The sequence below is a fragment of the Clostridium tarantellae genome, from assembly GCF_009295725.1.
Lineage (GTDB): Bacteria > Bacillota > Clostridia > Clostridiales > Clostridiaceae > Sarcina > Sarcina tarantellae.
On the sequence record NZ_WHJC01000028.1, the window covers coordinates 1 to 20437 of the forward strand.

Annotated in this window: 21 protein-coding genes and 1 riboswitch; of the genes, 2 read left to right on the forward strand and 19 right to left on the reverse strand. The window is 25.0% G+C overall.

The window, feature by feature from the left end; all coding sequences use genetic code 11:
• Positions 1–92: 92 nt before the first annotated feature.
• Entirely contained in the window at positions 93–1094 is a 1002-nt protein-coding gene (locus GBZ86_RS03985) for an acyltransferase family protein (protein ID WP_152887970.1), read from the reverse strand.
• Positions 1095–1104: 10 nt separating this feature from the next.
• Positions 1105–1920 (reverse strand): alpha/beta hydrolase, encoded by an 816-nt coding sequence (locus tag GBZ86_RS03990; RefSeq protein WP_152887972.1) that lies wholly within the window; start codon positions 1918–1920, stop codon positions 1105–1107.
• 268 nt (positions 1921–2188) lie between these two features.
• Here GBZ86_RS03990 and GBZ86_RS03995 point away from each other — a divergent pair, with 268 nt between their 5' ends.
• Positions 2189–3919: an ABC transporter ATP-binding protein gene (locus GBZ86_RS03995; RefSeq protein ID WP_152887974.1), complete on the forward strand. Its 1731-nt coding sequence runs from the start codon at positions 2189–2191 to the stop codon at positions 3917–3919.
• Complete coding sequence (locus tag GBZ86_RS04000) at positions 3919–5760, forward strand: ABC transporter ATP-binding protein (protein ID WP_152887976.1); 1842 nt, start codon at positions 3919–3921, stop codon at positions 5758–5760. The genes GBZ86_RS03995 and GBZ86_RS04000 overlap by 1 nt, the downstream gene beginning before the upstream one ends.
• 132 nt (positions 5761–5892) lie before the next feature.
• Here the strand turns inward: GBZ86_RS04000 and GBZ86_RS04005 are convergent, their stop codons facing one another.
• From GBZ86_RS04005 to GBZ86_RS04085, 17 genes are all read right to left on the reverse strand, one after another.
• Positions 5893–6591, reverse strand: a complete 699-nt coding sequence (locus tag GBZ86_RS04005; protein WP_152887978.1) for a CbiQ family ECF transporter T component — start codon at positions 6589–6591, stop codon at positions 5893–5895.
• Positions 6557–6844 carry an energy-coupling factor ABC transporter substrate-binding protein gene (locus GBZ86_RS04010; RefSeq protein WP_152887980.1) on the reverse strand — a complete coding sequence of 96 codons (288 nt, stop codon included), beginning with the start codon at positions 6842–6844 and terminating at the stop codon, positions 6557–6559. The genes GBZ86_RS04005 and GBZ86_RS04010 overlap by 35 nt, the downstream gene beginning before the upstream one ends.
• A complete protein-coding gene (locus tag GBZ86_RS04015; protein WP_422678909.1) occupies positions 6844–7569 on the reverse strand; it encodes an energy-coupling factor ABC transporter permease in 726 nt (241 codons plus the stop codon). The genes GBZ86_RS04010 and GBZ86_RS04015 overlap by 1 nt, the downstream gene beginning before the upstream one ends.
• A gap of 120 nt (positions 7570–7689) precedes the next feature.
• Entirely contained in the window at positions 7690–8466 is a 777-nt protein-coding gene (locus tag GBZ86_RS04020; protein WP_152887981.1) for a cobalt-precorrin-6A reductase, read from the reverse strand.
• 2 nt (positions 8467–8468) lie between these two features.
• Positions 8469–9194, reverse strand: coding sequence for a precorrin-3B C(17)-methyltransferase (cobJ, locus tag GBZ86_RS04025; RefSeq protein WP_152887982.1), 726 nt, complete (start codon positions 9192–9194; stop codon positions 8469–8471).
• Positions 9195–9198: 4 nt separating this feature from the next.
• Positions 9199–10185, reverse strand: coding sequence for a cobalt-precorrin 5A hydrolase (cbiG, locus tag GBZ86_RS04030; protein ID WP_152887984.1), 987 nt, complete (start codon positions 10183–10185; stop codon positions 9199–9201).
• Between the two features lie 2 nt (positions 10186–10187).
• Positions 10188–10934 carry a precorrin-4 C(11)-methyltransferase gene (cobM, locus tag GBZ86_RS04035; RefSeq protein ID WP_152887986.1) on the reverse strand — a complete coding sequence of 249 codons (747 nt, stop codon included), beginning with the start codon at positions 10932–10934 and terminating at the stop codon, positions 10188–10190.
• Positions 10935–10944: 10 nt separating this feature from the next.
• A complete protein-coding gene (locus GBZ86_RS04040) occupies positions 10945–11610 on the reverse strand; it encodes a cobalt-factor II C(20)-methyltransferase (protein ID WP_152887988.1) in 666 nt (221 codons plus the stop codon).
• Positions 11611–11612: 2 nt separating this feature from the next.
• Positions 11613–12191: a precorrin-6Y C5,15-methyltransferase (decarboxylating) subunit CbiT gene (cbiT, locus tag GBZ86_RS04045; RefSeq protein WP_152887990.1), complete on the reverse strand. Its 579-nt coding sequence runs from the start codon at positions 12189–12191 to the stop codon at positions 11613–11615.
• 51 nt (positions 12192–12242) lie between these two features.
• A complete protein-coding gene (gene cbiE / locus GBZ86_RS04050) occupies positions 12243–12848 on the reverse strand; it encodes a precorrin-6y C5,15-methyltransferase (decarboxylating) subunit CbiE (protein ID WP_152887992.1) in 606 nt (201 codons plus the stop codon).
• Between the two features lie 50 nt (positions 12849–12898).
• Positions 12899–13978, reverse strand: a complete 1080-nt coding sequence (gene cbiD, locus GBZ86_RS04055) for a cobalt-precorrin-5B (C(1))-methyltransferase CbiD (protein WP_152887993.1) — start codon at positions 13976–13978, stop codon at positions 12899–12901.
• A gap of 9 nt (positions 13979–13987) precedes the next feature.
• Positions 13988–14611 (reverse strand): precorrin-8X methylmutase, encoded by a 624-nt coding sequence (locus GBZ86_RS04060; protein ID WP_152887995.1) that lies wholly within the window; start codon positions 14609–14611, stop codon positions 13988–13990.
• Positions 14612–14613: 2 nt separating this feature from the next.
• The gene (locus tag GBZ86_RS04065; protein ID WP_152887997.1) at positions 14614–15909 is read right to left on the reverse strand and encodes a cobyrinic acid a,c-diamide synthase CobB; all 1296 of its coding nucleotides are present in this window, start codon (positions 15907–15909) and stop codon (positions 14614–14616) included.
• Positions 15910–15927: 18 nt separating this feature from the next.
• Positions 15928–16749 carry a sirohydrochlorin cobaltochelatase gene (locus tag GBZ86_RS04070; RefSeq protein WP_152887999.1) on the reverse strand — a complete coding sequence of 274 codons (822 nt, stop codon included), beginning with the start codon at positions 16747–16749 and terminating at the stop codon, positions 15928–15930.
• Between the two features lie 286 nt (positions 16750–17035).
• Positions 17036–17228: riboswitch (cobalamin riboswitch) on the reverse strand.
• 168 nt (positions 17229–17396) lie between these two features.
• Positions 17397–18353: an MSCRAMM family protein gene (locus tag GBZ86_RS04075; RefSeq protein ID WP_152888001.1), complete on the reverse strand. Its 957-nt coding sequence runs from the start codon at positions 18351–18353 to the stop codon at positions 17397–17399.
• Positions 18354–18698: 345 nt separating this feature from the next.
• Positions 18699–19358: a tRNA (guanosine(46)-N7)-methyltransferase TrmB gene (gene trmB / locus GBZ86_RS04080; RefSeq protein WP_152888003.1), complete on the reverse strand. Its 660-nt coding sequence runs from the start codon at positions 19356–19358 to the stop codon at positions 18699–18701.
• Positions 19359–19526: 168 nt separating this feature from the next.
• The gene (locus GBZ86_RS04085) at positions 19527–20381 is read right to left on the reverse strand and encodes a DegV family protein (RefSeq protein WP_152888005.1); all 855 of its coding nucleotides are present in this window, start codon (positions 20379–20381) and stop codon (positions 19527–19529) included.
• Positions 20382–20437 lie beyond the last annotated feature (56 nt).

Consider the following 20437-nt stretch of genomic DNA (forward strand, 5'->3'; position numbering starts at 1 on the left):
TATATAAGAAATAACGGTATAGAATATAAATTTGTTTAATTAAAAAAACTATAGGGATATAAAATTTATATCCCTATAGTTTTTTAATTTAATTATTTATAAAAAAATTTAATTAATTTATCATATAAATTATATATAGGATTAAACGTTTTATCATAAAGTTTTTGTGTCCAATTTAATGAAAGTATAAAAATTATTATAAAAGGAGAAATAATAATTAATGTATTTTGTATTAATGATAAATTCCATTTAGGTATTAATGCATATAAAACTAAAATTAAATATATATGAAACACATATATATTCATAGTCCATCTTCCTATATAACTATAAAAAGTTTTACTTTTAGGAACTACATTTATTACACATATGCTAAAAATTATTGATCCAAAATATAATAAAACTCTGAAATAAACTCCTTGTAAATTACTCAATCCAGTAGATACATATGATTGTGAATTATATAAAAACTTATAATATATTAAATTATTTTCAGCTATATTAAAAGCTATTATTAAAGATAATATTATTCCTATAGTTGCTACAACTACACCTAACTTATTTATTTTTTTCAAATTTTTATTATGAGTATAATATCCTAGTAAAAAAAATGGTAAAAAAGTTATGGTTCTAGAAAAAGAAATTATTTCTTGACCAGTAGGTAACATTCCTACCAACAATCCCATAATAATAGATATAGGTATTACTAATTTTATTTTAATTAAATATTTTAATAAAATTCTCCAAAAAAATAAACTTAATAAATACCATAAAGTCCAACCAGAGGCTAAAGTAAATAACATAAATTTACCTGTCCCAATATAAACTATAGTATACCAAAGAATATTAAAAAATAAATAGGGTAATAATAATTTCTTAACTGCTGATTTTCTACACTTTTCTATATTCTTAGAAAAATATCCCGATGTAAAAACAAATAAAGGCATATGAAATATATATATGTATATATATATACTTTTTAAAAAAATACTATCTTTCATATAAAATTCAATAACATGTCCGAAAACTACTGAAAAAATTAAAATAACCTTTAAATTATCTAATAAATAATTTCTATTTTTTTTTTCTTTCATTTGTTCACCTTTAATTCTTTATAAAGTTCAATATATTTTTTGTATTAATATTTTTATTATTCATTAGTAACATAGGTGTATCACAATGATGTTTATTTTTTATTTTCATCAGAATTCCTTTTCCTCCAAAATTATTAAGTTTATTTACAAAACTAATAGAATTATTTATATCTATTAATGAATCTCTTTCTCCATGTATACATAAAAAAGGAATTTCAATTTTTTTATGTATTAAATTAATTGGATTAACTTTTTCAATTTTTTTATTTTTTCCTATATAATTTTTAATTAATTTTAGATAACGTTTTGAAGTACATTTATTAAAATCTAATGTTCCTGACAACAAAACAACTTTTTTTATATTTTTAATATCAAATTTTAAATTTTCATTCATCTCATTATTTAAAATTAAATTTACTGCTAATTCACATCCTGCTGAATATGCTACTATTATTATATCATTATTTTCTTTATTAAAATTATTAATAAAATCTTTATATGCTTTAAATATATCTTTTATTTGTGTAGGATATCTATTAAAAGGAACCAATCTATAGGAAGGCATAATTACATTATATCCTTTAGATAAAAAAAAATTAGCAATTCCCTTACAAAATTTTGGCGTACCATGCCACCATCCTCCTCCGTGTATAAAAAAAATAAATTTATTTTTTTTATTTCCTTCATATATTATATAATATTGTTTTTTTTCTTCCCCATACTTAATAATCTCATATTTATTGTTATTAAGCATGTTATAAATTAAGGTTTTAACAAATATAGGAATTCTAATAATATTTTCCTCTATATTTCTTAATAATCTCATATTTAACAAATCCTTTCTATTTTCTATGCAAAATACCTTTAAACGCTTTCTTTTATTATATCAAAATATAAAAAATTTATTTATTTCTTAGAATTTTTATTTTTTAAATTTTAAGTTGATTTTTTATTTTTATAAGAGTATACTGCAAAATAATTAATACATTAATTATTTTGCAGTATACTCGCCATACTAATATTATTTTATTTAATTTTTTATTATGCAAACTTAAAAATACAAATAAAATTTATAAAAAATAGGAGTGAACTTAATGTTAAAACTTTTGAAATATTTAAAACCATATACTTTATCTGTTATAGCTGTAGTTGTTTTACTATTTTTTTATTCTTTATCAACATTATATTTACCTAATTTAATGGCTAATATAATTGATAAAGGAGTTATAACAGGTAATACTGTTTATATTTTTAAAACTGGTGGAATAATGATTTTATTTGCCTTAGGTGGATCAATATTAGCTATAATATCAAGTTATCTTTCTGCTAAAGCAGGTACAAGCTTTGCTAAAGATTTAAGAAAAGATATATTTATTAAGGTATCTAGTTATTCTCTTAAAAAATTTGATACTATTGGAACTTCTTCATTGATAACAAGATCTACTAATGATATAAATCAAATTCAACAAGTAATACTAATGTTTATGCGAATGATGATAATTGCGCCATTAACTTGCATAGGTGGACTAATTATGGCTCTTAAAACTAGTTTTAAGCTTTCAAATATTCTTTTAATATCAATTCCTTTAGTAGCTTTATCAATTTTTATTGTTGGTAAAAAAGGAATTCCTTTATTTAAATCAATGCAAGTAAAACTTGATAAACTTAATTTAATTTCAAGGGAAAATTTAACTGGAATTAGAGTAATAAGAGCCTTTGATAAAATTAAATTTGAAGAGAAACGATTTAATTTTTGTAATATGGCTTTAACTAATACTGCAATAAAAGTTAATATTTTAATGGGAATTTTAATGCCTATATTAATGCTTATACTTAATCTTACTTCTGTAGCTATTATGTGGTATGGTGCAAAATACATTAATTCAGGAACCTTTGAAATTGGTAATTTAATGGCATTTATTCAATACGTTATGCAAATAATGATGTCTCTTATTATGTTATCTATGATGTTTATATTAATTCCTAGAGCTTCTGCATCTGCTGATAGAGTAAATGAAGTTTTATCTTTAAAAAATGAAATAATAAATTCTTCTTCTAATAAAAATAATAATATTTTAAAAGGATATGTTGAATTTAAAAATGTTTCTTTTAAATATCCTGGCGCTGAAGAATATACTTTAAAAGATATATCTTTTTATGCAAAACCAGGAAAAACTACTGCAATTATAGGAAGTACAGGATCTGGAAAATCTACCATTATAAATTTAATACCTAGATTTTATGATACTACTGCTGGTGAAATTTTCATTGATGGCATTAATATAAGAAATATTTCCATAGAAAATTTAAGAAAAAAAATAGGCTTAGTTCCTCAAAAAGCTATTCTTTTTAGTGGAACTATAGCGGATAATTTAAAGTATGGCAAAGAAAATGCTCTTAATGAAGAAATAATTAAAGCTTGTAAAATAGCTCAAGCCTATAATTTTGTTTCAGAAATGCCAGAAGGTATTCATTCTTCTATTGCACAAGGTGGCTCTAATGTGTCAGGTGGACAAAAACAACGTTTATGTATAGCTCGTGCTTTAATTAGGAAGCCTGAAATTTTTCTCTTTGATGATAGCTTTTCTGCTTTAGATTTTAAAACAGATGCTAAACTTAGATGTGCTCTTAAAAAGGAAACAAAAAACTCTACTATTATTGTAATTGCCCAAAGAGTAAGTTCTATAATTGATGCAGATACTATTATAGTTTTAGATAATGGTTCCGTTGTAGGTAAAGGAACTCATACAGAATTATTAAAATCCTGTAAAGTATATGAAGAAATTGTATACTCTCAACTTTCTAAAGAGGAGGCTGATGCATAATGACTAAAGGAAAAATCCCTAATATGAGACATAGTGGTCTATCCTTAACCACCCATAAAGCTAAAGATTTTAAAGGAACATTAAAAAGATTGTTAAATTATTTAAAACCTTATAGCTTTAGTTTAATATTAGTATTTATTTTTACTATTTTAAGTACATTATTTACCATTTTAAGCCCTGATATATTAGGTAATGCTACCAATTTAATTTTAGAAGGTTTTATGAATAAGATTAAAGGTTTAGTAGGTATTGATTTTACTAGTTTGTTTAAAATATTAATTGTATTAACTATATTATATATTCTTAGTTCTATTTTCTCTTTATTTCAACAATATATTATGGCAAGTATTGCTCAAAAAACAGTGGCAGAACTACGTAATGAAGTAAATAAAAAATTAAACAAATTACCTCTTAGATATTTTGATTCAAATACTAAAGGAGATATTTTAAGTAGAATTACAAATGATGTTGATACCATTGCCTCTACCTTACAACAAAGCTTAACACAACTAATAACGGCAATTATAACTATTATAGGTGTTGTAATAATGATGCTTAGAATAGATTTAATTATGACTCTTGTTACTTTTATTACATTACCTTTAGCTTTAATTGTAGCTGGTCCTATTGTGAAAAAATCACAAAAATTCTTTGCCAATCAACAAAGTGAATTAGGAAAATTAAATGGGCATATAGAAGAAATGTATGCTGGTCATATGGTAGTTAAAGCTTTTAGTCACGAACAAAAATCTATAAATGAATTTAATGAAATAAATAATAAATTATATGAAGTTAGTTGGAAAGCTCAATTTATTTCAGGTATAATAATGCCAGCTATGATGTTTATAAACAATATAGGCTATGTTTTTATAGCTGTAATTGGTGGTGTTTTAGTTACTAAAGGAAGAATAACTATAGGTAATATACAAGCATTTATTCAGTACTCAAGACAATTTACTCAACCAATTAACCAAGTAGCTAATATTTCAAATATTCTTCAATCAACAGTAGCCGCTGCTGAAAGAGTATTTGAAGTACTTGATGAAAAAGAGGAAATGCCTGAAGTTTCTAATGCAATTAAAATTGCTAATGCTGAAGGGAATGTTAAATTTCATCATGTTAATTTTAGTTATAAAAAAGATACTCCTTTAATTAAAGATATGAATTTTTCTGTAGATTCTGGTAAATCAGTAGCTATTGTTGGACCTACTGGTGCAGGTAAAACCACTTTAATTAATTTATTAATGAGATTTTATGATGTATATTCTGGTAAAATAACTATTGATGATATTAATATCAATAATATGAAAAGAGGAGATTTAAGAAAATTATTTGGTATGGTACTTCAAGATACTTGGTTATTTAATGGTACTATAAAGGATAATATTGCCTATGGTAATGAAAATGCTACTGATAAAGATATTATAACTGCTGCTAAAGCAGCTCATGCTGATCACTTCATTAGAACATTACCTAATGGATATGATACTATATTAAATGAAGAAGGAACTAATATATCTCAAGGACAAAAACAATTATTAACTATTGCTAGAGCAATTTTAGCCAACCCTTCTATCCTTATTCTTGATGAAGCTACAAGTTCAGTAGATACTAGAACTGAACAAAATATCCAAAATGCTATGGATCATTTAATGAAAGGTCGCACAAGCTTTGTAATTGCACACAGATTATCTACTATTAGAAATGCTCATTTAATATTAGTTATGAATGATGGTACTGTTGTGGAAAAAGGAACTCATGATGAATTAATGGCCAAAGGTGGTTTTTATTCTGATCTTTATAATAGCCAATTTGAAAATCCTGAAACCTGTGGTGCATAATCAAAAGGTATACTAAAAGAGTATTCTTACATCCACAGTCATAAGACACAGTGGTTTTACGGACTTTTCTATAAAATTAAAGAACTATAAAATTTACTTCCATTGTAAAACTTTATAGTTCTTTTAATTTTATTAAAACATATAAATTATAGATATCATAATAATTAAATAACTTAAAATATATATACATCTTTTTTTGTTTATATGAAAATTATAACTGTAATTATGCCTTCCTATATAACATCTATTTTTTAATCCTAAATTAATTTCTTTCCATCTAAAAACTAAATTTTTCATTACAACGCTACAAAGTTTTCCAAAGTCCTTTATACTATTAATTTTTCCATTAAATCCACCTCTACTCTTTAATGCTTTAATAGTATTATTAAAATCTTTTTCTATTAAAATAAGAAAAGTTTCCATCCCTTTTGCTATATCTCCAACATCTCTTGTATATTTACCTTTATTAGCAATCCATACTATATGATTTATAGATGTAGTTAATGCTAAAAAACTTATAGTTAACGCTCCATTAATTCCTTTTAAAAAAAGTAATATTATATACTCTTTAGAATAATCACTTATAGCTAAAGTAATTGCTGTAAAAATAAAAAATGTACAAGAAATAATCAAAAACTTACTTATTAATTTAATTGGATTCTTTGCAATTAGATTAAGTATAATAAATAAACAACTATTAAATATAATAATATATTTATTTTGTACAAAACTACATAATATTAAAGATATTATTACTGCTGATAATTTTTCTAAGGGATGTATATTAGAAAATTTACTATTTAGAGCATATAGTGTTATCTCTCTTATCATTTTTCTTCTTTCCTACATAATATCCTATAAAACCTGATCCAATAGCCGCTTGTAATGAAAATAAAAAACTTTCCACCTCTCCAGATGGTGGTTCCCATAAACTTTCAAACCATGGTTCATAATCACTATTTAATTCTGTTATTAAATTTTCTGCTTGATCATCAGCACCTTCAAATGCCCCATTTTTACTAATAATAAATGGTGATACTATTAAAACTACACATATTAATATAAATAATAAATTTTTTTTCATTATAATAGTTCCTCCCCTAATTCTGATAATTCATTACTACAATGTTTTCTTATAAAATCATAAATTATAACTGATATTATTCCTTCTACTATAGCTAAAGGAACTTGAGTTATTGCAAAAATTTCAGAAAATTTAATAACAGATGATATTACACCACCATCCCTGGCTGGAAATGCTAAAGCTAGTTGAATTGATGTTACTACATAAGTAGCTAAATCTCCTATTGTAGCTGCTAAAAATATAGCTATAGTCTTATTCTTATTCTTAAATAATCTATAAACTGCATATGCTACTATAGGACCAATAATACCCATAGAAAAAACATTAGCACCTAATGTAGTTAATCCACCATGAGCTAATAATATAGCTTGAAATAACAAAACTATTACTGATATTACAACCATAACCATTGGTCCAAATATTACTGCTCCAAGGCCTGTCCCTGTTGGATGTGATGAACTTCCTGTAACTGATGGTAATTTCATGGCTGACATCATAAATACATATGCTCCCATAAGTGCTAACAACATTTTTATATCTTTATTTTTTCTTATTGATTTTCTAATAGCTCTTATACTAAAAAAAATAAAGGGAGCTGACAGAATAAAATAAAATAATGTCCAATTTAAAGGTAAATACCCTTCTGCTATATGCATTGCATATACATTAGTAGGAATTGTTAACGATAACAATAAAATAAATAAAATATAAAATACTTTTTTCAAATTTATCATCCTTTCTTTTTATCTTGTCATTTAGTATTTTAATTATTCAAAATGTGCTTCTAATAAAATTTTTCATTTTATTTTTTATAATTTTAATATTAAAAGCACAATTTGATAAATTTATTTTTTTAGTAAATATTCTTTTTTTATATATTCAATTACATTAATTTCTTCAAAAAATATTTTTCCATAGTCTATTAAAGGTTTTTTAATAAGTATTATCTTAGTGTTAGTATCTTTAGCAGCCCTTATTTTTTCAACAACTCCACCTTGAATACCACTATCTTTAGTTAAAATAGCTTTTATGTCATATTCTTTAATAAAAGCCTTATTTAATTCATATCCAACAGGACCTTTTATAGCAATAACATCTTCTACTTGTACTCCTAAGGTTAATATATCCTTTAATATATCTCCATCTGGTAAAATTCTATGTACTATTCTATTTTCTAACTTTAAATCTATTATTTTTTTAATATTTCGACTACCAGTAGTATTCAATATATTTCCATCAAAAGAACTTAAAACTGATTTTAAATCTCCATATTTTTCAATAGTACTTATATTGTCTTTATTATCTAAACTTTCTATTATGCCTCTTCTTTCATACCTTATATATTCAATATCTGTTTCTTTACAAGCTTTTATTAAATTTTTACTTACATTAACAGCATAAGGATGGGATGCATCTACCATAGCTTTTATAGAAAACTTTTTAATTTGATTTTTAAATCCTTCTTTATCTAAAGGAGTAGAAAATATATTTTTCATATTAAAGTCTTTTAATAATTCTCCACCATACTTAGTAGCAGTAAAAACTGTTAAATCACTTGTATATTTATTTATTAAAGATAAAAATTTCTTTCCTTCAGATGTTCCTAAAACAAAGCCTATCATAGTTAATCTTCCTTAACCTTATAGCCTCTTGGTGTAATAAATTGTCCATTTTTTATATAGCTTTTTGAATTTCCTATAATAACTATGGAAAACATATCTACAATACTATCATCAAAATCCTTTAATGTTGTTATATGATAATTTTGTCCCTCTCTTAAAGCATTTCTTATAACTGCTACTGGTATATTATCTTCTCTAAATTTTTTTATAATATTTATACATTCTTTTAAATAATGTGGTCTACCATTACTTTTAGGATTATATAAAGAAATTACAAAATTTCCTTCAGCAGCTAAAGCTACTCTCTTTTTAATATCTTCGTAAGGTGTCATTAAATCACTTAAACTTATATTGCAATTATCATGCATAAGTGGTGCACCAACTACAGACCCTGCTGCACTTGAAGCTGTTATTCCAGGTATAATTTCTACTTCTTCATCACTTTTCATCTCAAGTATTAATCCAGCCATACCATAAATTCCTGAATCACCTGTACTAACTAATGCTACATTTTTTTCTTTACTAAGACGTAAAGCTTCTCTACATCTTTCTTCTTCCCCTCTCATACCTGTAGAAAAAATTTCTTGGTTTTCTATTATATCTTTAACCATAGCTATGTATTTAGTATATCCAACTATTATGTCGCTTTCTTGTATAGCTTTTAAAGCCTTTCCAGTCATATGTTCTATTCCACCAGGCCCTATTCCTATTACATATAATTTACCCATTACTTTATACTCCTTCCAATTGTCCAATAGCTAATGTAATACCCTGAAATTTTATTTTTGGTATTATTATCTTACCTCCTGCTAAAAAAACACACGGTTCACATACAGCTTTTACGCCTATAGTCTTCTCTACAAAACTACTTCCTTCAAAATTATGTTGAACTTTTAAAATATTATCTATAGAGAAAGTTTTAAATTCACAATTTAATCTATCACTTAAATCTTTTATAGCTTTTTCATCTTTTTTTATCTCTACAGATACTATAGATTTAATAGATTTTAAGTCAATATTATTTTCATTAATAGTACTAAGTACAAAATTATATAGTTTTTCACTATCCATATTTTTTCTACAACCTATGCCTAAAATAATATCTTTTCTTATCAATTTTAAAATTTTATCATTATTATAACTATTATTAGATTTTTTATTAGTTATCCATACCATATTTTCTTTAACTTTATTAGTTAACTTATATCCATTAGGACATGCAATTAAGTCTTTATCATCCTTAAAATATACTATACTATTATTCACCAATAAACTACTTATATATTTAGCTTTTTTTAAGTCTTCTATTTCTAAGTTATTGTCACAAGCAATTACATCTGGAGCTATTATTCCTAAACCATCTGTAGCAGTAGTTATTACTGGAGTATTATTTAAAATTTTAGCAACTTGCAAAGTTAATTTATTAGCGCCACCTATATGACCTGAAAGTAAACTAATTGTATAATTGTTACATACATCCACAACCACTATAGCTGGATCCTTATCTTTTCCTCTTAAATATGGTGCTATAGCTCTTACTGCTATACCAGTAGAACTAATAAATATAATACTTTTATATTTTTCAAACAGTTCTCTTGTTAATTCTACTAATTTAAAAGATTTTATTTCTGACTTGCAATAAATATGTGATTTTAAATTTTCTTTTAAAATTCTAGCTAAGAAATTACCTTTTAAAGTTACACTAACTATAGCTATCATTTTTATTTTTTTGCATCCCTAAACATATGAGAAAAACTTTTATCATACAATAAACTTTTTTCATAATCACAATTTATAAAATCTCCTACTAGAATTTGTGCACATTTTTTTATTCCAGCTTCTTTTATTTTTTCAGCAATATCATCTAAAGTTCCTATTATTGCTCTTTCATCATTCCAAGTAGCTCTTTCTACAACAGCTATAGGAACATTTCTACCATAACCTTTTCTTAATTTAGCAACCACTTTATCAATCATTGATATAGAAAGAAATATTGCCATTGAAGCTCCTATAGATGCTAAGTTTTCTAAATCTTCATTTTCAGGTACTGGAGTTCTTCCCTCAACTCTTGTTAAAATAACTGTTTGAGTTACTGATGGTAATGTAAATTCTTTTTTTATAACTGAAGCTGCCGCTGTAAAAGAACTTACTCCTGGTATTACCTTATATTTAACTCCTAATTTATCTAACTCATCCATTTGTTCTTTTATAGCTCCATAAATAGCTGGATCGCCAGTGTGAAGTCTTACAATAATTTTATCTTTATTTTCTTTAACAACCTCTATAACCTCATCTAAAGTCATAGATGCAGAATTATATGTTACTACATTTTCTTTACAAAAATCTAAATGATCTTTTGACACTAAAGAACCCGCATATATAACTATATCTGCTTTAGCTAATATATCTCTTCCTTTAACAGTTATTAAATCAACATCCCCTGGACCTGCTCCAATAAAATAAATCATATTAATACCTCTACTTTCTACTTGCTAATATTAATGACATATAATCATTTGATTTTTTTATTTCTTCTTTATCTGTTAATATAACTTCTCCTTCTCTTCCAACTCTACTAACATAAACATAATCAAAGCCTTTCTCTTCTAGTGTATTAACAACCTCTTCCTCATGCTTATATAGCTTCATTATAACTACAAATTTTTCATTTTTAATATCCTTAACTCTAGCTGCTGGAATTACAAGCAATGGTTCATTACCTACTACTAAAGTTCTATCAACTAAACTAGCTGCGGCGCAAAATGAAGTTATTCCTGGAATTGTTTTTACTTCAAAACCTTTTTCTTCTATAAAGTGTAACAAGTGTATGTATGTACTATATACATAGGAATCTCCTATAGTTAAAAAAGAAACAGTTTTTCCTTCTTTTAATTTAGTTGCTATTAATTCATAAGCTTCTTTTACTTTTAAATGCTTATCTTTAGTTCCCATAGGAAAATGCTTAACTATAACTTCCACACCTTTTGGTATATATTCTCTAACTGTTTCTAGTGCAATACTTTCACCATCCTCTAGTGCTGATGGTGCTACTATAACCTGAGAATTTTCTATAGCCTTTAAACCCTTTATTGTTAATAATTCACTATCTCCTGGACCTACTCCAATTCCATATAAAACTGCCATTATTAATTTTCTCTCCTTACACATTCAATTATAATTATTGGATTATTTGCTATCATCATATAACTCTCATTGGAATTTTTACTTATATTAACCATAGTTATATCTACTGTATACTTTAAGGATTTCATATATTCAATACTTTTATAAGCATTATTTAAAGTTATAAAATTCATTACTAATGTACCCTTTTCTTCTAATAATAAATTGCATAACTTAAGAATTTCTTCTACATTTCCACCACTTCCACCAACAAATATAGAATTAAATTTAATATCTTCTTTAATTAAATTATTTAATACTTCTACAGCATCCCCTTTAATTGCTTTTATATTTTTGCAATTAAATTTTTCTATATTTTTATTAGTAATATTAAAAGCCTCTTCATTCTTTTCAATAGAATATACTATACCTTTGCTTACCATTTTAGAAATTTGAATAGATATACTCCCTGTTCCACTACCTATATCTAAAACTTTATGCTCTTCCTTAAGATTCATTTTAATTACAGAAAGTAATCTAATATCTTCTTTTGTCATTGGACATTTTCCTCTAATAAATTCAGAATCTTTAATAAATTCCATTTAATCACCTCTTTTCATTTTTAAATTTATAATTAATATTTATATCTTTATTTAATTTGAAACTTCTACTAAAAATATGCTTAAGCTTTTAAAATCCATATTCATTAAATTCTGTGGTTCTCCACTATAAATTTTTTCATCATTGTATGATAAATTTTCTCCTATTGTTACAGTACATTTTATATTATTATTTATAAGCTTTTCACATAAAACATTAGGAGTATTTTTATTATCTGTTAACCAAATAGATAATTTATTGTTATTAACAATATTAATAAAATTTTCTTCTCTTCCATGCAAACTTCCAACAAAAGCCTTTCCCCAGCTTTTATTTAATTTACAAGTTAAATATTGAAAAGAACTTATTCCAGGTATTACATTAAAACTTCTATTTAAATTTTTCTTTAAAAAATCTGTAATACCATAAAAAGTTGGATCTCCAGATGCTATTACACAAATATTTTTTTCTTTATTTTCTTCTAAAACTTTAATAATATCCATTAAAGATTTTACTTTTAATTTGTTGTTTGAAATAAAATTTATACTATCTATTGCCCTAGAAAATCCTATTATTAAATCACTTTTGCTTAATGCTTTTTTAGAAACTGGTAATATAAAGTCTTCATGCCCTGGTCCTATTCCTACTATCTGTATCATATAAACTCCTTTATATATAAATAAATTTTTAAAAATTCTATATTAAATTTTTATACACTTTTATATAAAAGTTTCATATTAGTAGCTCCATAATACATAATTACATCACATTTTATTTCATTATATGTATATTGCTCAAGTTTATCTTTTATCTTTTTCCCAATGTTTTCATAAAGCTTTTCATAACCACTACCTAATAACTTTACTGCACCTTCAGTAGTTTTCTCTTTTAAAATCTTTTTAACTAAAGATAAATCATAACCTAGTAAAGTTAGTTCTAAAGCTATAACCTCTAATCTTACATCCGCTACTTTACTATGAGTATTGAAACATCCATAAGCAATTTTACTCATTTTTCCTATGTGGCCAACTAAAACTATATGCTTAACTTTATAAGTGTTACAACATTCTAAAGCAAATCCAACATAATTTGAGATTATAGCAATGCTATTACTATCATACCCTAAAGAGTTAGCAAATCTTTCTCCCATATTCCCAAAAGTTAATAAAAGAGTTTTATTTTCTTTAGCCTTTTGTTTAATTTCTAGTTTTATAGAATCCTTTATAGCATCCTCTGACATTGGATATACTATCCCTGTAGTTCCAAGAATAGATATTCCACCTACTATTCCTAATCTTGGATTAAAAGTTCTTTTAGCAATCTCTTCACCTTTAGGAACAAAAATAGTTATTTTAACCCCTTCATCTTTAGGTAAAATAGCTTTTACTTCTTTTTCAATCATTTTTCTAGGAACTGGATTTATAGCTGCTTCTCCTTTATTTACATACAGCCCATCTAAAGTTACAGTGCCTACACCCTTTCCACCTTCTAAAATAAATCCCTTATGAATTTTTTCCGCTTTAGCATATATAGCTAATCCATTTGTAATATCTATATCATCTCCACCATCTTTTATTACAGCACAAGTTACATTATTTCTTTCCTTTTTTATATCCTTAATATCTATATGTAGTTTTATTCCTTTTGGAGTATCTATACCTATACTATTAATTTCTTCATCATTAAATAACATATATGTTGCAGCTTTTGCAGCTGCTGTAGCACATGCTCCTGTAGTATATCCACATCTTAATTTTTTTCCACCACTATCTACATATAAGTCAAGCATATTTTCACCCTATCTTTCTACTACCATATACATAAGTGCATTTATAATAGAAGCTGCCACAGTACTTCCACCTTTTCTACCTTTAACTCTAATATACGGTATATTAAGCTCTTTTAGATCTTCCTTGCTTTCACTAGCTCCTACAAACCCTACTGGTACAGCTATTATAAGTTTTGGATTAGCTTTTCCTTCTTTTATTAATTCTTTTAACTTAAATAATGCTGTAGGAGCATTTCCAAATACAAAAATATCCACATTATCTTTACAAGCTTTTTCTACTGCTGCCATTGAACGTGTTATTTGCTTTTCTTTCGCTTCTTTAAAAACCTCTTCTAAGTTCACGTAGCACATTGCCTTTGAATTAAGTTTTTCTAAAGATTTTTTATTTATTCCCGATAAAGCCATATTAGTATCTGTATATATAATAGCACCCTTTTTAAAAACTTCTTTTGCTGTATCTATGGCTCCTTCACTAATGTCTATTAAATTCTGATATGTAAAATCAGCAGTAGTATGTATCACTCTTTTTATAATTGATAATTCTTCCTCTGTAAAGGAATGTGGTTCCATTTCCTCTCCTATAATTTCAAAACTTTTTTTTTCTATATCCATTGGTATTTTTATATAATCCATTTTTACACCTCTTTTATATTTAAAACCATTTTCAAAAATTCTAAATTTCCCCAAAAATGCACATGTGCATAAGCAGCTAGCACGTTATTTTTTCTGTAACCACAGTTCCATGTTATTTTTTCGCCTGTATAAGAAATTTTTTCTACATTATATACAGTGTTTTCTTTTAAATTAACTATAGATTTGTGAAATTCATGACAATTAATTTTAATATTATCTATATTTACAGTTGCATATCCAAATCTATTTAATTTATTAGTCATTTCACTAGTTCCTTCAAAAAAACCTACCATATCCATATTATCTATTTTTTTTGTTAAATACATTAAGCCACCACATTCTGCATAAGCTCTTAATCCGTTATCTAAAGCATTCTTAATACTTTTTCTCATAGAAATATTAGCACTTAATTTTTCTTTAAATATTTCTGGATATCCTCCACCAATATATAAAAAATTTATATTATCAGGTAATTTTTCATCTTTTAAAGGACTAAAATATACTACTTCACCTAACTCTTCTAAAAATTCTATATTTTCTTTATAATAGAAACTAAAAGCCTTATCATAAGCCACAGCTGTTTTTAATCCTATGTTTTTTAATACTCTTTTAAATTTATAAGTTTCTATGTCTTTAAATGAATTAATTAAAGATTCTAAATCTACATTTTCTTTAATTAATTTTGCACATGTATCTATCTTTTCCTTAAGGTTTTCTATTTCTGAACTTTGAATTAAACCTAAATGCCTACTATTAACTTTAATTCTTTCATCTTTAGGTATATATCCAAAAACTTTAATACAGCAATGTTGTTCTATAGCAACTTTTAAAAGATTATAATATTTTTCACTTACACAATTAATTATTACTCCAACTATATTAGCATTTTTAAAATTTTTTAATCCATTTATTTCTGCACATAAGGTTAAACTTTGCGCTTTAGGAGTTATTACCATAACTATAGGCGTATCTTGTAAAATTTTTGATACATTATAAGTAGATCCTTCTTCTGTAATACCTTTTCCATCATATAATCCCATTACACCTTCTATAACAGCTAAATCACCATTTCCTCTAGAAAAACTTTTTTTCAAACCTTCTTCTCCCATTAAATGAACATCTAAATTTCTTGAAAAAGTCCCTGTTATTTTACTATGAAAAGCTGGATCTATATAATCTGGTCCTACTTTATATCCTTGAACTGAATAATTTAAATTTTTTAATGCTTTCATTAATCCTAAAGTAATAGTAGTTTTACCACCACCACTGCAATTGGATGAAATTATTAAAGTTTTCATAATTAGCTCTCCTAACTATTATCTTTTTTTAGTATTTCCAGCTCCTATATATCTATGTTTTATAACATCATTTATTCTATTTATGTATAATTCATTAAAAGAGTCTAACTCTCCTAAACCACTTAAATGAACTTTTACCTTTATTCCTTCAGATTCTAACATAGATTTCCATGAATCTTCTTCCTCTGAAGCCATATCATTTTTAGCATGATCTCCTGCTACTACCATTAAGGGAACTAGCTTAACTTTTTTAATATTTTTTCTTTTTAATGTTTTTAAAACATTGTTAAAATTTGGATACCCTTCTACAGTTCCTACAAACACATTATCATATCCTTCATCTTGTAATACAGCTTGTAAACATCCATAACAAGAATTTGAAGGATTAGCTGAACCATGCCCAAACAATACTGTAGATTCTACATCATTAAAAAGATGTTTTACACTTTCAATAAATAAAGTATAATCTTGTGGTAATTCTTCTATCCCTTGAAAATAAAATATTGGTCTTCCTATTTTTATTGATTTAAAAGAATTTAAATATTTATCTACAACATTTTTTACATATTGAAACTCTTCTCCTGGAATTATGTGAAGTGGTTGTACAATTACATCTTCTACTCCTTCAGATTTTAATTTCAATAAAGCTTCCTCTGGAGTTAATATATCTATATTGTGTTTTTTCTTTATGGATTTTATTATCATATTAGATGTAAATGCACGTTGTATTCTATATTCTTTAAAAGTATGACCTATATAATTTTCTATTTTTTCAATAGAATTTTTTAATGCATCTAAATAACTTGTTCCAAAACTTACTACTAATATAGCTTTTTTCATAATAAAATTTCTCCTTAAAATATTTCTTTTATAAATTATAATAACTTATATGTTAAATATATATTATATAAACATACTAGTAAAAAATTTACACTTTAATACATAAAAAATACTCCTGCCTTAATTAAGGTGGAGTATTTTACTCTTTATAATTTACAATGCAAGATTTAATTAATATTTAACGCATAAAATATATTAACTGATATATAATTCAGCTTTATATATAAATTTATGTCACTTATATACTAAGTTATAATTCTCTTGCTATTGTCCTTTCACCTCGAAGGATAGCATAAAGTTTTAGGCAGATTTCCTGACTTAGGTATCATTCTCCATTCTTCCTTCCCAACTATAAAGTCAGTGGTTTATAGAATTTCGTCAACCATTACAGTAGCGAGGGCTGTACCGGATTTAAACCGTTTTCCCTTTTAATCCTAATATAATTAAATTACTTAAGAACCTAAAACTACTAAACCAGTATATATTATTTTAAAAACAAATTCAACCTGACCTATTTAATAATATAAAATTTATTATGTTTATGATAAAAACTTAACAAATTTATTTGTTTTTATCATTTTATTTATCATTTTATTTATTATGTATTTAAAAGAGATATCTAAAAATTAAATATCTCTTTTAAATAATTATACAGTAATCATTTCTAATTTATTTGATTTAACTACAAAGTTTCCATTAGGCACATTCATAAAACTATATCTGCCTATAGAATTAGTAGTTGTAAATGCTATAGGTGTTAATGTATTATTTTCACTTGAAGAATAAAGAATAACATCTGCACCTACAATAGGCAAATTATTTTCATCTAAAATAGTACCTGATATTATTCCTTTAGCAGCAACTGGATCATCATTTAACATATTAACTGGTTGTGCTATTTTATCCTTTTCAACCGTTATAGTTCCTTCAGATTCTATAAATCCTAAAGCATTAAATTTAAGTGTATAATCACCAGGATCTATTTGATTAAAAAAATATACTCCTGTTAAATCAGTATAACTCATAGCAACTAAAGTTAAATTATTATTTATTTTTTTATATAATGAAACTACACCTCCTGAAATTGGTATTGGATTGTTTATAGTCTTATCTATTAATTTACCACTTATATTACCAAAGTTAATAATAGGTACATCTAATAATGTAAAATTCATTGTTTTACTTTCACCTGTTAACAATGTAAAAGTATTAGTTTGGTTTAATATCTTTCCTGAAGCAATAGATAGCATAGTATATACATCTATATTTGGAGATGTATTAATAGAATAATTTCCTTCAGCATCTGTAAGTGTATTTGAAATTGGATTTAAACTTACATCCATTAACTTTACTACAGCATTTTCAATAGGATTATTTTGGGAATCCATAACTTTACCTGAAATTGTAGGATTACTAATTGATTGCAATATATTAAATTCAGGCAATGATTCACTTATAAAAGATTGAGTTGTTATTTCATTTATATTCGGATTTTGATTTGGATTTGTTTTAAGCTTTATATTAAGTGTTAATTCTTGTTGTTTTGATATCATAGATCCTATAGCAGATCTTCCCAATTTATATTTATCTACTTTTACTTGCATTATAAATTCCTCCACATTAACATTTTAACTTTTTTAAAAGGTTAATTTTTATCTTAATATTTGTTTTATCTGCTATATATTATTCATAGTATTTATGTTTTGTTACATAAGTTTTTATTAAGATCTTCATTTTTTTTAATTTTACATTTATTTTGTTATATAACTCTATAAAAAGCTTCATTTATTAAATTTTTTAATGTTTTTGTAATTATTAATTTTAATTTGTCTACTTAAATATAATAACTTTTTTATTTTACATATATTTTCTCATGTTAATCTTTATTATAAAAAATTTTAATAAAGACCATGAAAATTTATATTCATGGTCTTTAAAATAATTAAAATTTAATATATTTTAGCAATAAGAAACTTTGTTTTTATACCTATATTAGTAAACATTCTTTCATGTTCTGTTTCAACATTTCCTTTAAAATTACTATTATGAAGATCATAAGTTATATATTCTATATTAAATCCACTTTCTTTAAAATATTCTAATGATTCTTCAAATAAATTATCATCATCAGTCTTAAAATATATTTCCCCATGGTTAATTAAAAATTTTTTATAATTCTCTAACTGTCTTATATGTGTTAATCTTCTTTTCTTATGTCTATCTTTTGGCCATGGGTTACAAAAATTTATATAAATTCTATGTATTTTATCTTCATCTCCTAACACATCATTTATAAGGCTAATTTCTTGGGCCATTAATTTTACATTATTTATTGAACTTCTACCCTCTTCATTAAATTTTTTCTCTATATTTCTTTTAGCTAAAACTAAAACTTCATCTTTTATATCTATAGCAATATAATTTTTATCTTCATTTTCTGCTGAATGTACCGCTATAAATGTACCTTTTCCACATCCTAACTCTAAATATATAGGATTGTTATTTCCAAAAAACTCTTGCCATTTCCCCTTATATTCATATGGCTTAGTTATAAAAAAATCACTTTTCTCTAATTCTGGTCTAGCCCAAGGTTTTCTTCTTAATCTCATGTTCATTCACTCCATTTATTATTTTTCACAATAATTATACATATTTAATAACTTTATATCAATGTAATAGTTAAAATATATATTAAATTTTTTATTTTAAACTATAAAAAATTAATGAGTTGCATTTTAAAATACAACTCATTTTAATATTACACTTAAATTATTTTTTTAATTATCTAATATTTCATATACAACAGCAACTAAACCAGGTCCTGTATTCATTCCACAAATTGGTCCAATAAACCCAAAAGATAATTTTTCAATGTTATTAAGCCCCTTTATATGCTTTTCCATATAATCCCTTGCTTCTTCTTCAGCACCTCCTTCTAAAACCCAAACATTACATTTATGTTTAAATAAAACTTCCTTCAAAAGTTCTGTCATCTTTGCTAAAGCTTTCTTTTTTCCTCTTGCTTTTAAATGAGTATATAAAACTCCATCTTTAGCAACACCTATAATAGGCTTAATTTGAAGAAGCGTTCCAATGGAACTAGCAACTCTACCAATTCTTCCACCTCTTTGTAAATATTCTAAAGTATCAATAGTAAAATACCCATTAAACTTTGCTCTTATCTTAGGTATTAAATTTACTATTTGTTCAAAATCAAGTCCATTTCTAATAAGCTCTGCAACTTTTAAAACTAATTGTCCTTCAATAACAGTTAAGCCTTTACTATCATAAACAAAACTCTTTAAATTAGGATGATTTTCACAAACTAACCTTAAGGAATTATATGTTCCTGATAAACCCGTTGAAATTGTTATTACTATCACATTAGTATATCCTTGATTCTCTAAATTAGTTAATAAATTATCAAAGTCTAACAAATTAGGAAGAGAACTACTAGGCATTTCTATATGCAATCTTTCATATATTTCTTTAGGTGATATTTCTAAAGTATCTTTATATTCTTTTTCCCCATATCTTATAATAAAAGGTGATAAAAATATATTATTATCTTTTAATTCTTTTATAGTTAAATCTCCACCAGTATCTGTTATTAGTGCTATTTTTTCTTTCATTGCTAATCCTCTCCTTTATTGAACAGATATAGCCTAAACTATTTAAATATGAATAC

Excerpts from the sequence above, each read along its gene's own strand:
- GBZ86_RS03985 (WP_152887970.1), bottom strand. The coding sequence starts at position 1,094 with ATGAAAGAAAAAAAAAATAGAAATTATTTATTAGATAATTTAAAGGTT.
- GBZ86_RS03990 (WP_152887972.1), bottom strand. The coding sequence starts at position 1,920 with ATGAGATTATTAAGAAATATAGAGGAAAATATTATTAGAATTCCTATA.
- GBZ86_RS03995 (WP_152887974.1), top strand. The coding sequence starts at position 2,189 with ATGTTAAAACTTTTGAAATATTTAAAACCATATACTTTATCTGTTATA.
- GBZ86_RS04000 (WP_152887976.1), top strand. The coding sequence starts at position 3,919 with ATGACTAAAGGAAAAATCCCTAATATGAGACATAGTGGTCTATCCTTA.
- GBZ86_RS04005 (WP_152887978.1), bottom strand. The coding sequence starts at position 6,591 with ATGATAAGAGAGATAACACTATATGCTCTAAATAGTAAATTTTCTAAT.
- GBZ86_RS04010 (WP_152887980.1), bottom strand. The coding sequence starts at position 6,844 with ATGAAAAAAAATTTATTATTTATATTAATATGTGTAGTTTTAATAGTA.
- GBZ86_RS04020 (WP_152887981.1), bottom strand. The coding sequence starts at position 8,466 with ATGATAGGCTTTGTTTTAGGAACATCTGAAGGAAAGAAATTTTTATCT.
- cobJ (WP_152887982.1), bottom strand. The coding sequence starts at position 9,194 with ATGGGTAAATTATATGTAATAGGAATAGGGCCTGGTGGAATAGAACAT.
- cbiG (WP_152887984.1), bottom strand. The coding sequence starts at position 10,185 with ATGATAGCTATAGTTAGTGTAACTTTAAAAGGTAATTTCTTAGCTAGA.
- cobM (WP_152887986.1), bottom strand. The coding sequence starts at position 10,934 with ATGATTTATTTTATTGGAGCAGGTCCAGGGGATGTTGATTTAATAACT.
- GBZ86_RS04040 (WP_152887988.1), bottom strand. The coding sequence starts at position 11,610 with ATGGCAGTTTTATATGGAATTGGAGTAGGTCCAGGAGATAGTGAATTA.
- cbiT (WP_152887990.1), bottom strand. The coding sequence starts at position 12,191 with ATGGAATTTATTAAAGATTCTGAATTTATTAGAGGAAAATGTCCAATG.
- cbiE (WP_152887992.1), bottom strand. The coding sequence starts at position 12,848 with ATGATACAGATAGTAGGAATAGGACCAGGGCATGAAGACTTTATATTA.
- cbiD (WP_152887993.1), bottom strand. The coding sequence starts at position 13,978 with ATGCTTGACTTATATGTAGATAGTGGTGGAAAAAAATTAAGATGTGGA.
- GBZ86_RS04060 (WP_152887995.1), bottom strand. The coding sequence starts at position 14,611 with ATGGATTATATAAAAATACCAATGGATATAGAAAAAAAAAGTTTTGAA.
- GBZ86_RS04065 (WP_152887997.1), bottom strand. The coding sequence starts at position 15,909 with ATGAAAACTTTAATAATTTCATCCAATTGCAGTGGTGGTGGTAAAACT.
- GBZ86_RS04070 (WP_152887999.1), bottom strand. The coding sequence starts at position 16,749 with ATGAAAAAAGCTATATTAGTAGTAAGTTTTGGAACAAGTTATTTAGAT.
- GBZ86_RS04075 (WP_152888001.1), bottom strand. The coding sequence starts at position 18,353 with ATGCAAGTAAAAGTAGATAAATATAAATTGGGAAGATCTGCTATAGGA.
- trmB (WP_152888003.1), bottom strand. The coding sequence starts at position 19,358 with ATGAGATTAAGAAGAAAACCTTGGGCTAGACCAGAATTAGAGAAAAGT.
- GBZ86_RS04085 (WP_152888005.1), bottom strand. The coding sequence starts at position 20,381 with ATGAAAGAAAAAATAGCACTAATAACAGATACTGGTGGAGATTTAACT.